Origin of the sequence: Acinetobacter sp. SFB (assembly GCF_001647545.1) — a bacterium.
GTDB lineage: Bacteria > Pseudomonadota > Gammaproteobacteria > Pseudomonadales > Moraxellaceae > Acinetobacter.
The window spans coordinates 189113-202982 of the sequence record NZ_LSZH01000016.1 but is presented as its reverse complement, the minus strand read 5'-3'; the positions used below and the strand labels follow the sequence as shown (position 1 = coordinate 202982).

Below are 13870 nucleotides of genomic sequence, written 5' to 3'. Positions count from 1 at the left end.
GATCGTAAAAAAATAGATTTAGGTGTAATGGTATTTATACGTGTATCTATTGATAGCCATAGTGAAAAAGAAGCTAAAAAATTTGAGGAAGAAGTGACAGCTTTAGATTATGTCGTTGCATGTTACAGCATTGGAGGTGATGCAGACTTCTTACTTCAAGTTGTATCCCCAAATCTTGATACTTATGCTGAGTTCTCTATGTCAACAATTAGAAGATTGCCTGGAATAAAAGAAATGCAGAGTATGTTTGTTCTAAAAGAAATAAAACCATTCATAGGTTTTCCAGTTAAAACTTCGCAATAATATTTTTAGGTCAAGATTTCCTAAAATTAACATAATACAGCTTATACGAAACTCGATTGTAATAATCATTGAATATCAATTTTTTATATTAAAATAGAACCCAAGAAACAGCAAAAAACCGGCTTGGAAACAAGTCGGCTTTTTTTAAACAATTTTGATATATTCCGCCAATATAATTGATCGTTTTTTAATCAAATTGAAACTTTTCTCAATGTTACCGGTCTTCCCAGGGCAGAAAATATCCCCAATTTCTGCGGATAAAAAGAGGACAATTTTTAGCCATATGTAAGCATATACTTACGTCAATTTAGCGATTTTCCGAATAGAAGACTCCATTGTTTTTTCATATGATCAAGGCATAAGAACAGGATGTTCCGGAACAAAAAACAATAATGATAAGTTCTCATTAATTGGATGTTGGATATCGCACAAGTTGAACAGTATGGTCTAAATAAAAAACCCCGACAGGATGTCGGGGTTTTTTATTGCCTATATCTTTTAGATCAGGCTTGGAATTACACCTAGAGTACGAATTAAAGTCATTCACCAATTACAACAAATCACACGCCATAAATTATTTAATGATATGATATACATCAATGGTATCTATCTTATTAGGAGATAAAAAATGGAAGTTGCTAAAGTTTTTCAAACAGGTCGAAGTCAAGCGGTTAGGTTGCCTAAAGCATTTCGTTTTAATGGTACTGAAGTAGCGATTAAAAGTTTTGGTCGTGGTGTGCTGTTAATGCCTATCGAAAACCCTTGGGACATCATGTTAGAAGCAATTAACGAGTTTGAAGTAGGTTTTCAAATGGAACGAGCTGATCAAGGTGAGCAATTGCGTGAGGACCTAAAATGATTTACCTCTTAGACACAAATATTTGTATCTACGTGATCAATCATAAACCACAACAAGTCTTTGAACGTTTCAAGCAATATCAGCTTGGGCAGCTCGCGATTTCAAGCATAACTGCATCAGAGTTAGCTTTTGGTATCGAAAAGTCTGGATCTGAGCGTAATAAGCAGACATTGAATAAGTTTTTATCACCCTTAGATATTTTACCTTACGATGAGAAAGCGATCTGGTATTACGCCAAACTACGTCAAGATCTACAGTCAAAAGGTACAATCATTGGTAGTTTGGATATGTTAATTGCAGCGCATGCCCTTGCTTTAGATATTGTATTAGTCACGAACAACACAAAAGAATTTGAACAGATTGATGGTCTAAAGCTAGAGAATTGGGTCTAATCACTATGTCTAGCCCTATGTAGGGCTAGTGTAAGCCCTAAATAGAAGTGTCCGGTTTCTCCAAAGTAAAAATGTTCCCTTTTAGAATATGCACTTTTGCAATTTCCTTAGCGGACGGTTTGATATGTTGGTGTCTATGTCTGATAAAGAAATTCAACGTCTTACTGTGTTGCAAGACGTTCGAGATCATCGTATTACCCAGGTCCGTGCTGCTGAAATCCTGAATCTTTCCACCCGTCAAATTACCCGGTTATTACAGAAGCTCAATCAAGACGGTGTTTCAAGTATGGCACATGCCAGTCGTGGTAAACCTGGCCATCGTCGCCATGATGAGTTATTAAAATCAAAATGTCTTTCCATTATTTCTGAACATCTGCTGGGCTTTGGACCCACCTTAGCGCATGAGAAGCTCAGCAGCATATTTGACCTGAATATCCCGGTAGAAACACTTCGGCGCTGGATAACGGCCAATGAGCTGTGGATTCCGTGATCCAAACGCCTAAAACGCCCATATCAGCCTCGATATAACCGTGATTGCTTTTGTGAGGCTGAAACGACCTTTGACTATATGCCTTTCAACCCGAGCCTACATTGAGCAATATGGCAAGCCTTTGGCCTTTTATAGCGATAAACACTCGGTATTCCGAGTGAATCAGAAATCGAGCCAAGACAGCAAGATCACACAATTTGGGCGGATTATGAATGAGTTAAACATTGATATTATCTTCGCCAACCCCCCATAGGCCAAGGGTCGCGTAGAACCCTTCAGGATCGTCTGAGCGTCTGAAAGGCATCTGTTCGATTGCAGAAGCAAATGCCTGGTTGCCCCTGCTTTATTGAGCAGTTCAATCAGAAGTTCGCCAAATGTGCGAGGAACTCAAAGAACTTGCATCGGCCGCTAACTGAGTCTGATGCTGAACTGGATGATATTTTTACCTGGCAGGAACCGCGTAAGGTCACCAAGAATCTGACCCTGACGTATGACAAATGTATTTATCTGCTTGAACCTACTGAATTGAACCAGAAATTAGTTGGACAATACATTTCATTTCTGGAGTATCCGGATGGGACTGTGGACCTGATGTATGAGGGACGAAAGCTGAGCTAACGAATAGATAAATATTGCACGCCTCTTGCGGAGCAGTGCTCCTCATGTGATGAATCACACTTTCAGGCATATCACGACTATAAATCGCTTGTTTAAGCACATCCAGAACCATATTCGTATTCATCCGTGTCTATACTTTCCCGCCTACAATCGCTCGTGAAAATACAGCGATAACAAATGCAGTATAGACCCAGCCAAAATGGCACTGTTGCAAATAGAGATTTGAGTCGATGATGTTCCCTTTAAAATTGCTTAGAGACCGAAAACCCTGTTGATTAGACACACTTCACCCTGAGGTTGACCATAATAAAATGACGAAGCTTGTCCTTTATGTAGTGCACACATGACTTCAATACCTTTAATTGTGGCATAAGCCGTCTTCATAGATTTGAATCCTAACGTGGCCCTGATGATCCGCTTTAGCTTGCCATGATCACATTCAATTAAATTGTTCTTATATTTAATTTGTCGATGTTCAAGGTCGATTGGGCATTTTCCTTCTCGCTTTAAACGTGATAAAGCGTNGGCACTGTTGCAAATAGAGATTTGAGTCGATGATGTTCCCTTTAAAATTGCTTAGAGACCGAAAACCCTGTTGATTAGACACACTTCACCCTGAGGTTGACCATAATAAAATGACGAAGCTTGTCCTTTATGTAGTGCACACATGACTTCAATACCTTTAATTGTGGCATAAGCCGTCTTCATAGATTTGAATCCTAACGTGGCCCTGATGATCCGCTTTAGCTTGCCATGATCACATTCAATTAAATTGTTCTTATATTTAATTTGTCGATGTTCAAGGTCGATTGGGCATTTTCCTTCTCGCTTTAAACGTGATAAAGCGTGGCCAGAGGTCGCTGTTTTATCTGTATTGATAACACATGGAATCTGCCATTTTTTCACCGTATTGAAAATCTTTCCTAGAAAACAATAGGCTGATTGGGTATTACCTCTAGAAGAAAGGTAAAAATCAAGGGTATGACCACGTTGATCAACTGCACGATACAGGTAAGACCATCGCCCATTTACTTTGATATAAGTTTAATCCATATGCCATGAATGTAAATCTGTAGGATTACGCCAATACCAGCGTGACCGTTTTTCCATTTCTGGAGCATAATGCTGAACCCAACGATAAATTGTGGTGTGATCAACATTCACACCTCGTTCAGCAAGCATTTCTTGAAGTTCACGATAACTAATACCGTATTTACAGTACCAACGTACAGCCCAAAGAATGATTTAGCCACGAAAATGCCGACCATGAAATGGATTCATCAACTGTATCTCTGACAAACAAGATATTTAGCTTAGCATGTCAGGCTATTTGCAACAGTGCCCAGGAGAGTAATCATTTTATTTATGACAGCTTTTATGGGGTATGTTTGATCAAGTGCTTATTTAGCCCAATTGCTTAAAAAGAAACCAACAACTATATTTGCTGAACACCCAATTGAGGGAAAAATTTTCATGCAGAAAACTTTTCAATTTACTCCAAGAAGGCTATAAAAAAACGTGGAGACTAAATCCGCGCTTTTATGAGGCTAATAGAACAAATTTTAGGATAATTTTTATTTTTCAAGGCAGTGTAAAAAAGCACTCTTTCTTATATTAAAGGCATTTTTATGAGTCCACTTTCCCAACATATAGATAAATCTAAAATTTTAGTCAAAGCTTCATGGAAAGCTGCTGAACATCTTGGACTGAAGCCAGAGCAATTTATAAAAATTCTGCATCTTGAATCGGTTGATGTGAATTTATCTGAAGCTACCCTAATGCTAGATCCTAATTCTAAACAAGAAGAAATAGCATTAATCCTCATTCGAATTTACAAGGCTATATACACTCTGAATGGTGGTGATATCGAGTGGATACACCATTTTCTCAACTCGCCTAATCTATTGACCGGAGGAATTCCTATGGAACAACTGAAAAGTATGGATGGGCTACTTTCTGTACTGAATACAGTAGAATCTCTTCAGCAAAATGTTTTGATATCTCAATTTCTATAAAGCTAGCGGTTCATAATAATATATCGAGGAGTTACTTTTGAACAAAAAAAATTATAGCTATAAAGTGATGTGGTCCGAAGACACCCTCAAATATGTGGGTTATTGCCTTGAGTACCCCTCCCTTTCATATGTCGACTCAGATCCAGTGGAGACATTAAAAGGAATTATAAAAGTCGTGAACAGCTATGAGCCTAAAACCTCAAAGTTTCTTTCAGAAACGGCTTTATTACAGGATTTGAATCTTTCTAATGCACATTCAGAGCTACTTAGTTTTCAGCTAACTGACAAAGAATTAGGTCAATAAATTTATAAATCTCCCAGAATTTATACTTTTATTCATGATTTTTCCTCAGTTATAGACACCTTTTTAGGTGTCTATAACCTCGATGGCTATTCAACTCACGGTTCAGACTTTATTCTTTAGAGCGTGACTACAATCTTTTAACATATCATTTTTCGATTCAATTACTTGAGTTTTAATATCCAGTAGGCTTAATAAACTCGGAAAAAGATTGTCATGACTCAAGATTTGCTTTGATTGAGTATTTAAACAGGCGACTTGTTCTGCATTCTTTAACTGCCATGTCTCTGAAAACCACATCAGCATAGGGATATGGGTTTGTTGAGTCGGTGCCATAGAATAAGGTGCGCCATGTAAATATAAACCATGTTCTCCAGTCGATTCACCATGATCAGATAAATACCAGAAGCCAGTTTGGTAGTCAGTATTCTGTTTTAAGGTCTGAATGATTTGACTCAATACATGGTCTGTATAAACAATCGAGTTGTCATAACTATTGTGTAATTCAGTGGTGCTGCATCCCTGAATGGCATTGCTATTACACATAGGTTGAAACGGTTGATAAGGGGCTTTGGAACGTTTGAAGTATGCCGGCCCATGGCTACCCATTTGGTGCAAAACAATTAAATGAGATGCGGTATCATTTTTTTGCAGATTTTTTAAATAGTCTCGCAGACTATCCACTAAAATTTCGTCCAGACATTCACCGCTGGCATCGCACCATTTTTGTTTTAATGCTTGGGGAATTTGATATTGTTCAACTCGATCACACGTACCTTTACAGCCAGAATTATTATCAATCCATGTGACTTTATAGCCTGCACGTTGTGCAATATCCAGTAAACCTTCACGATGGTTGGCTAATTTTTCATCATAGTCTTTACGTATCATTCCTGAAAACATACACGGAAGGGATACTGCCGTTGCAGTACCGCAAGAACTTACTTGACTAAAGTTGATGATATTTAGTTTTGATAATTCTGGATTAGTATTTTTTGCATAGCCATTCAAGGAAAAACTTTCAGCCCGGGCTGTTTCCCCTACCACTAAAACCATCAATTTAGGCTGCTTAGACGGTTGGGCAGGTTGTACTACATGAGCATCTTCACCATAGGAAATAAGAGGTAATTTTTCTTTAGGACTTTTTTTCTTATAATAAGACAGAGTAGAGGCGATTGTATTTTGGGGTGAGATCATGCTTTTTAGATCACGATGTTCACGGAATATCGCTGCATAATCAACGTAAAAGCAAAATAATAAAGTCACTATGAAGAGGATAGAAACTGAACTCATAACAGCTTTTTTTAATATTTGTTTCTGTAGGGACTCTTTCTCAATTTTTAATGTGGCCATAACAGCCAGGGGGGAAATAACAAAAATGAGCGTCCAAATGATTAGACGTATAGACCATAAATCTTTCGCTTCCCTGACATCTGTTTGGAGTAAATTTTGTATTTGATCGGGGGTAATGATGACGCCCAAACTATTCACAAAATAGGCACTCAATCCACCAGTAATAACCAATAGACTTGCAAAAAATTTAGCACCCCATTTCCAACTGATTAATTGTAATAGCAGGTTATAGGTTGCAACTATGACAATTACTGTTGCCCCCAAAAATAACATCGATTTTATGCCTTGATAGGGCGTAAGTTGATTAATTTTTTCAAAAAAAGCAAAATTTAAAACCAGACCCAACCAAATCGCCAGAATCAAATTAAACTGCATGAGAGTAATGGTTTTTTGTAATTTTTTGAGTTTTAAGAACGAAGTAGGCATCAGTAACCAATTATTAATTATTAAAATTATATTCTAGATACTAAACTTTAAAATTAAGTTAGACAATATAATAGTTATCTATAATTTAAAAATAAAATCAATTGTTTAGGTGAATTAAATAATAAGGACTTGCTCTTTTTGGGTAAGTTTATAGGACTAAAATTTTAGGATTTGGAGGTAGGCTTGATAAGTGAATTAAGTTAATACCTACTTTATTTACTTCGAGCCATAAGAATAAAAAACATTATTTAATCTTAAGATTAGATTAATGAGTTTGTTTTAAATTATCAGAAAAGACTTTGAAGGAGTCAGGCTGATGAATCAACAAGAACCAAGCATTACGACTCACCTTTCTAAAGTTCCTCAAATAACTGCAATTTTCTGGATCACTAAAGTTTTTGCCACAACTTTTGGTGAAACTGGGGGAGATGCACTGTCTATGTCGCTCAATTTAGGCTACTTGGTAAGTACCTTTATTTTTGCTGCATTTTTTATAGTATTACTGGTTTTTCAAATCAGGGCTAAATCTTACCGCCCTTATTTGTATTGGTTTACCATTATTGCCAGTACGACCGTGGGTACGACATTAGCAGATTTTGTCGATCGCTCATTGGGTATTGGATATGTCGGCGGAAGTAGTCTGTTATTTGGCTTGGTCTGCTTATCTTTATTCAGCTGGTATAAAGTTGAAGGCAGTATTTCACCCCATACGGTAAATTATCCACGGGCAGAAATTTTCTATTGGATCACCATTACCTTTTCCCAAACACTAGGTACAGCTTTAGGCGATTGGTCAGCTGATACGATGGGACTGGGTTATAGCGGTGGAATTGTACTTTTTGTCGGTCTTATTCTCATGATTTTGATCTTGTACAAATTTACTCGTATTTCACGGACTTTATTATTCTGGAGTGCATTTGTTTTAACTCGTCCATTAGGTGCAGTGGTGGGTGATTTTCTGGATAAACCGATCGCTTCGGGTGGTCTGGACTTAAGCCGCTTCACCGCTTCAGCTGTCATATTGATTGCTATTTTATTATGTATTCATTTTAGTCATAAATCTGGTGTAAGAGAAGCTTAGATATAGATCGTATTAGGCATTAGTATTATTGCTGTCTTAAGTAATGAAACTCACAAAAAATTGCTCCAAAAGGATAATAATTTACGCATGACTCCCTCGAATCAACAATTATTCCTCTTAAGTATCATAACTTTATTAGTAGTTATTCTTTTATGGGTTCTGCAGTATTTAATTACTCATTATGGCAGACAAACGTTTGCTGGATTTATGCAATATGGGATGAGACTTAAAGCGTTTTTTTTGAAAAACAAACTGTTCATTCTATTAAAAAATACTTATCCAGGTTTTTTTTATTTTTTGTCGAGAAGATTTCAACAACAAAATTTTTATGGTTTATCTCTCACTCTTTTAATTTTAGTCATCGGCTATATTTTAGCTTTGTTTAGCGGACTGGTTGAAGATGTAGTTACTTCAGATTCAATCGTGACAGTTGATCATTTTGTTTCACAGCAGATGAATCTGCTGCGTGAACCCGGTGTGGTGAATTTTTTTATTCTGATCACCAGTTTTGGTTCTACAGCAATTTCTTGTTTGGTGGTGATTTTAGTCGCTGCCCTATGCTGGGTCATTCGCCAACCCTATATATTAATTGGGTTGCTTGTATCCACTCTAGGAAGTTCTATATTTACCCAAATAAGTAAACTATTATTTCATCGCATGCGACCAGAAGATGTTTTACTGTTTGAGTCCTCATACTCCTTCCCTAGTGGCCATGCCACTATTGCCATTGCCTTATATGGGTTTATGGCTTACCTGGCTATTCGTTTTAGCCAAAACTTTATCCGGCAAGTTCATATATTTTTGACTACCCTCTTCTTTGCTGGACTGTTGGGATTAAGCAGAATTGTATTGAATGAGCATTATTTAAGTGATGTGCTGGGGGGCTTTCTAGTAGGAACATTATGGCTCATTGTAGCGATTAGTCTGACAGAAAGGTTAACTGCCCATGGAAAGATTTCATGGCGAATCCGTTGGTCAGCTCTGCAGATTTATATGGTGTGGTTGAGTGTTATTTTCGTCCTGATCGCCACGCTGATATATGCTGAAGTCTATCAATTTCCGTTCTTATTAAAGTGGAATCAAATTTTAAGACCGTCTTAATTCATTTACTGCTGCAGATGTGAATATTATTTTTGTGTCGTAATAAGCTTGTTTCACTGCGAAAAAGAAATTTATATAAAAGCTGGCTATATATTTATAAGTTTAGTGGCTGTTAAACGCTTATATTGTTAAATTATTTTATCTATAGAATTAAGTAGTTATATAAAATAAAGGTGGATATTTTTAAAAATAGTTACAGTATTAATAGACTCAATTCTAGCGATAATCTCAAACAGAGCATAGACAAAAAATCAGGCATTGAATAGCCCGCGATTTTGTAGAGATCTTTTAGCGAAGGTAAAAGAGTTACTGCGATAAGTCACATTATTAGCTCAATGACAAAATCTAAAACTTTGCATGAAATAGCTTTTTGAAACAGAGGAAATAGCCATTTTTTTCTATTTCCTTTTTCTCTTACCCATGAGAAGAAAAAATCCATGATGATAGGATTGCTCTCAAGACGAAAACTAGCCTGAATGATGGAGATATTATTGTATTACAGGCATTTTTATCAGTAGAGTTTCATATTTTTCCAGTTGATCGGGTGTGGAGTACAAAACAGCTCATCAAAGAAAAATAGCCTGAAGGTTTAGTCCCTATTTTCTCATCGCTATCATGTTGTAATTAAGGACTGAGATCCAACCATGTTTACTGCATTTATTTTCGATCAACAGCGTTTCATCTTCACATTCTGTTCACGACACCCTGTCTAAAGTAGCAAAATAAGATTTAAAATGGACAGAATCATGAAACATGCTAAAAAAATTATAGCAGCCGCCCTTACGCTGCCATTGCTGTATATATCAGGCTGCAAAAGTATTCCCAGCTATTCCTCAGATTACAGTCAGGCTCGCAACAGTATTCAAGGTGTAAAACTCGATAATGCTCAAGCATTAGAGATTGGGACTCGATTTACTTCAACCTTTAACACTCTGGGTACACCCGAATTTGTAGAAAAAGCCAGTTCCTTATATGCAGACCAGCTGTATATTAATGATACTTTGTCACAATTTTCATCGCGTAGTGACTTGGTTGAGCACTTCAAAGGTATGAATAAACGTGTTAGCAATGTCACCGTGAAACTATTAAATACCTCTTACTATAATGATTCTGCCTATGTGCATTGGCATATGGCCTATGATTTTAAAATGTTTGGTAGCACACGCTCTATGGCCTCTTATGGCATTAGTGAAATAAAGGTAGATGACAGCAATAAGATTATCTTCCAGCAAGATTTCTGGGATCCGGCAAATGGCCTGTATCGTGCATTACCTTATGTGGGAGGTGTCTATTCATGGGTACTGCCATTCAAAAAATCACCTTAAGTTTTAGCGTATTAATGGCATGTGCTATCAGTCCACCGGCATCTGCCAATAAACTGCTGAAATGTAGTACAGGCGAATTACTGGTCGGACAAAAGCAGGTCGGCACAGCCAACTATTATGCGGAAAACTGTGCCCAAACATGGCAAGGCCAAAGCATGCAAATGGATTTTGCCTATAGTCACAATATTCCGGAATGGGCCTTTAAACGTGCAGCAACACATTTTCTAAAAAAGAACATCAATGGCTACACTGAAAGCTCGGCTTTGCACCAGGTGACGGCATTATATCGCCCAGTCAAAAAAGGTGATTTTTATCGTCTCAATTATGTGCATTCCAGCAAAACACTGGTCCTTTCCCTGAATCAGCGAGTGCTTGGACAGGTTCAAGATGCTCAAGCCCAGCAATATTTTAATATTTGGCTCGGCAAAGTCCCATTTAGTGCTAAATTGAAGCAACAACTGTTAAATTAATTTCAGAACCCAAGGTTATGTCTAAACATTTTGTTCTCATGGTTGAAGATCACTATGAACTTGCCTCTACCTTGTGCGAGTTCCTGGAAGAGCATGACTTCGTAGTCGATCATGCCCGGAATTTAGATGCTGCGCGTCATTTACTTAAGCAGCGTCCCTATCATGTACTACTTCTGGACATTAATCTGCCAGATGGCTCGGGTTACGAGCTGTGCGAGTGGCTACGTAACCAGCAAGGTATGGACATTCCCGTCCTGATGCTGACCGCACGCGATACGCTGGATGATAAACTCAAAGGCTTTAAATCAGGCACAGATGATTATCTGGTCAAGCCTTTTGACTTTAATGAATTGGTGATGCGCGTCCAGGCCTTGATTAAACGCTCACTTGGCGAAGTATCAAATAGTCAGATCAAAATTCATGATTTGGTTTTAGATCCGGCCCGTCAGCATTTAAGCCGTTCCGGTCAGACCATTGAATTGCCGCCCATCCAGTTTAAATTACTCAAACTTCTCATGCGCAACTCTCCGAAGGTCATGACCAAACAGGAAATCATGATGGAGCTTTGGGGCGATGAAGAGCCTGAAAGTGATGCGCTGCGCAGTCATATTTATAACTTGCGCAAAACAGTCGACAAACCGTTTGCACAAAAACTCATTCATACAGTTTCGGGGGTCGGCCTCAAAGTTTCATTAGAGCCTTAGTCGACCTAGTTCAAATAGACGACCACAATTAAGCCTGTGGTCGAACTTAAATTCACATCCTGATGTGTGCTGATATAGTACTGACGGTCAAATAACTCCACACGCCAGCCCAATTGCATACAGAGCTTTTGCACCAATTGCAGGCCAATACCATGCCCCTTCACCTGCAGTTGTAACTGACGATTTGAGAGCTCTTGCACTTTGGCATCGTTGGGTAAATGAATCCCGATACCATTGTCCGCAATGAGGACCTTATTTTTTTGTAAAACCACATCAATTTCTGAACCCTGAGAATAGTTCAACGCATTACGTAAAATATTACTAAATACCATTTTGGTCATGGATGGATAGATTTTACGGGTTTGCTCATCCAGGTCTTTTTGCAAATCAATCTGTATCCCTTTGGCATGGCTGACAGGATTTAAATCTTGCACCAGTTCATCCAGCAAATCCGACAACATGGTATTTTCAGCGGTTAAGGTATTGGTGGTGTTACGTGCGATCGCCAATAAAGTATCGACCAAAAGCTGCATGTCTTCGATGGTGTTTTGCAAGCGGGTAAAGGATTTATTGTCACCATAACGGGTCTGACACAGCTGTACATTGCCTTTTAAGATGGTTAATGGCGTTCTGAGCTCATGGCTGACATCACCGGTAAACTCACGTTCACGGTTAATAAATCCACTCAACACCTGATGATATTTTTCCAACGCCTGTTTGAGATACTCCGCTTCCATATTGGCCTCGGTACTAATGTCCTGAAATGGCGAAGCTTCTTTGTTTTGATGTTCCCAGTCAATATTTTCCAGTGCATTGGCCAGACGGGTAATGGGAGAAAAATAGCGCCGCGCACGACGGTTCCACCACCACAGCAGGCTATATAAGACAAATAGACTCACCATTAAGGGGGCAAGTCCAAACAGCCAGATCAGTTTATTGACATTACTCTCACCAAAAACCAGAAACACATGCTGTCCATTGCGTTCACCATAGACCGTCATACGTTCTTTGCCATCTATAAAATGACGACTGACACCTTGGTGCAGTTGCATATTTTGCAATTTAGCCGGTACTTCGGTGTTCCAGCGATAGCCATACAGGTTCTTGGTATCTGGCAGGTCTGCATTGGGATTTCGCTCTAAACGCTCCCAATAATGTGACATTTCCTGTTCGAGTGCAGTTTTCAGTAAAGTGCCCTTGATCACCCAGGCACTGCAGCCAATGCCGATGACCACTGACATGGCGATTAGGCCGATTTGCAACCAATAATAACGATTAAATACCTCACCTAAGGGATGAGCACGTTTGTCTCGAAACAGCTTAAACATAAACTCATCTCTTTTACTTGATCTTTAATTTAAACGCGATGAAAGTATCATAGGACTTTCTTGTTAAACAAGAAATGTCCAATTACCCACTCTTGGCCTTTTTCATGGCCAAATAATTCAGCACACGCCATAAAGAAAATGCGCCAACGTTGCCACCAGGCAGCCGCATCTTTGCCATAGGTTTTTTCAAATACAGGTTTCAGTATAGTGGCGCTACGGTCCATATTTTCAAGCCATGCATTTGCGGTACGCTCATAAGCGGTGCCCGGCCATTGCCAATGCTGGATCACTTGTAAATGATCTTGAAAATGCAAGAATGTCGATACGGCCGGCATTAATCCGCCACTGAAGAAATACTTCGACATCCAGTCAAACTCATTTTTGACTTCGAATGGATAATGCAGGAAACGATGACAGAAAATATGACACCAGAGTAAGCCATCGGGCTTGAGCCAAGTGCTAATTTTCTCAAACAGCTTCTGATAGTTACGCACATGCTCGAACATTTCAACAGAAACCACACGGTCAAAAGATTCTGCAGCCAATTCAAGGACATTCACATCACAGGTGATCACACTCAGATGATCAAAGTGTTTTAACCGTGCCTGTTCCTGAATGTATAAGCGTTGTGTGGCCGAATTAGACACCACAGTAATCTTTGCGTTTGGATAGTGCTCTGCCATCCACAGACTCAAGGAGCCCCAGCCACAACCAATTTCAAGAATATCCTGCCCATCTTGTAATTGGGCCCGTTCACAATAGCTTGCCAGCGCCAATTCTTCAGCTTGATCAAGCGTGGTTTTATGAGTGTTGAATAAACTGGCGCTATATTTTAACCGCTGACCGAGTACCGCCTGAAAGAATTCGGTCGGCAGCTCGTAGTGCTGCTCATTGGCTTTGTCCGTTTCAATGGCAATGTCACTGTGTTGAAGCATCTGCAACACATCCATATAGCGCTGTGCCGCCAGAGCTGGATCAAACCGCCCTTCTTGTGCCAAACGTTTTTTACTTAAATGACGGATTGCTGCACGAATTGCCTGATCTGGCACTTTGCCACTTTCAATCAGTTTTAGGGTATTTTTAATCATAAAATCCATGTGTTTA

At 38.8% G+C, this 13870-nt stretch carries 13 protein-coding genes and 4 pseudogenes; 11 read left to right on the top strand and 6 right to left on the bottom strand.

The annotated features are described in order from the left end of the window. From AY606_RS14165 to AY606_RS15960, 4 genes and pseudogenes are all read left to right on the top strand, one after another. A partial coding sequence (locus tag AY606_RS14165; protein ID WP_171255423.1) for an Lrp/AsnC family transcriptional regulator occupies nucleotides 1-303 on the top strand: 303 nt, incomplete at its 5' end. A 628-nt stretch (nucleotides 304-931) separates the two neighbouring features. Continuing rightward, on the top strand, nucleotides 932-1162 hold the full coding sequence (locus tag AY606_RS14160) for an antitoxin (protein ID WP_067870052.1): 231 nt from the start codon (nucleotides 932-934) through the stop codon (nucleotides 1160-1162). After that, the gene (gene vapC, locus AY606_RS14155) at nucleotides 1159-1554 is read left to right on the top strand and encodes a type II toxin-antitoxin system tRNA(fMet)-specific endonuclease VapC (RefSeq protein WP_067870051.1); all 396 of its coding nucleotides are present in this window, start codon (nucleotides 1159-1161) and stop codon (nucleotides 1552-1554) included. Before AY606_RS14160 ends, vapC begins: the two co-directional genes overlap by 4 nt. Nucleotides 1555-1678: 124 nt before the next feature. After that, nucleotides 1679-2659, top strand: a pseudogene (locus AY606_RS15960) (helix-turn-helix domain-containing protein); the annotation flags it as partial. Nucleotides 2660-2661: 2 nt separating this feature from the next. Here the strand turns inward: AY606_RS15960 and AY606_RS15955 are convergent. The 3 pseudogenes from AY606_RS15955 to AY606_RS14135 all read right to left on the bottom strand — a co-directional run. After that, a pseudogene (locus tag AY606_RS15955) lies at nucleotides 2662-2870 on the bottom strand (DDE-type integrase/transposase/recombinase); the annotation flags it as partial. A gap of 44 nt (nucleotides 2871-2914) precedes the next feature. After that, nucleotides 2915-3186: pseudogene (locus tag AY606_RS14140) on the bottom strand (DDE-type integrase/transposase/recombinase); the annotation flags it as partial. A 52-nt stretch (nucleotides 3187-3238) separates the two neighbouring features. Continuing rightward, nucleotides 3239-3907, bottom strand: a pseudogene (locus AY606_RS14135) (IS6 family transposase). Between the two features lie 383 nt (nucleotides 3908-4290). Between AY606_RS14135 and AY606_RS14130 the strand changes: the two are divergent. Next, nucleotides 4291-4677, top strand: coding sequence for a hypothetical protein (locus tag AY606_RS14130; protein WP_067870044.1), 387 nt, complete (start codon nucleotides 4291-4293; stop codon nucleotides 4675-4677). A 37-nt stretch (nucleotides 4678-4714) separates the two neighbouring features. Continuing rightward, nucleotides 4715-4981, top strand: coding sequence for a hypothetical protein (locus tag AY606_RS14125; RefSeq protein ID WP_067870042.1), 267 nt, complete (start codon nucleotides 4715-4717; stop codon nucleotides 4979-4981). A 102-nt stretch (nucleotides 4982-5083) separates the two neighbouring features. On the opposite strand, the gene AY606_RS14120 is transcribed toward AY606_RS14125, so the two are convergent. Then, nucleotides 5084-6757 (bottom strand): phosphoethanolamine transferase, encoded by a 1674-nt coding sequence (locus AY606_RS14120; RefSeq protein ID WP_067870040.1) that lies wholly within the window; start codon nucleotides 6755-6757, stop codon nucleotides 5084-5086. Between the two features lie 316 nt (nucleotides 6758-7073). Here AY606_RS14120 and AY606_RS14115 point away from each other — a divergent pair, with 316 nt between their 5' ends. The 5 genes from AY606_RS14115 (at nucleotide 7074) to AY606_RS14095 (ending at nucleotide 11438) form a co-directional block, all read left to right on the top strand. Then, a complete protein-coding gene (locus AY606_RS14115) occupies nucleotides 7074-7838 on the top strand; it encodes a COG4705 family protein (protein ID WP_067870037.1) in 765 nt (254 codons plus the stop codon). Nucleotides 7839-7925: 87 nt separating this feature from the next. After that, nucleotides 7926-8939, top strand: coding sequence for a phosphatase PAP2 family protein (locus AY606_RS14110; RefSeq protein ID WP_067870034.1), 1014 nt, complete (start codon nucleotides 7926-7928; stop codon nucleotides 8937-8939). Nucleotides 8940-9685: 746 nt separating this feature from the next. Next, nucleotides 9686-10264: a nuclear transport factor 2 family protein gene (locus AY606_RS14105; RefSeq protein WP_067870031.1), complete on the top strand. Its 579-nt coding sequence runs from the start codon at nucleotides 9686-9688 to the stop codon at nucleotides 10262-10264. Then, nucleotides 10234-10734 (top strand): chalcone isomerase family protein, encoded by a 501-nt coding sequence (locus AY606_RS14100; protein ID WP_067870028.1) that lies wholly within the window; start codon nucleotides 10234-10236, stop codon nucleotides 10732-10734. Before AY606_RS14105 ends, AY606_RS14100 begins: the two co-directional genes overlap by 31 nt. Nucleotides 10735-10751: 17 nt before the next feature. Beyond that, on the top strand, nucleotides 10752-11438 hold the full coding sequence (locus tag AY606_RS14095) for a response regulator transcription factor (protein ID WP_067870025.1): 687 nt from the start codon (nucleotides 10752-10754) through the stop codon (nucleotides 11436-11438). Between the two features lie 5 nt (nucleotides 11439-11443). Here the strand turns inward: AY606_RS14095 and AY606_RS14090 are convergent, their stop codons facing one another. Continuing rightward, nucleotides 11444-12766, bottom strand: a complete 1323-nt coding sequence (locus AY606_RS14090; protein ID WP_067870022.1) for a sensor histidine kinase — start codon at nucleotides 12764-12766, stop codon at nucleotides 11444-11446. A 47-nt stretch (nucleotides 12767-12813) separates the two neighbouring features. Continuing rightward, nucleotides 12814-13863, bottom strand: coding sequence for an SAM-dependent methyltransferase (locus AY606_RS14085; RefSeq protein WP_067870019.1), 1050 nt, complete (start codon nucleotides 13861-13863; stop codon nucleotides 12814-12816). Between the last annotated feature and the right edge of the window lie 7 nt (nucleotides 13864-13870).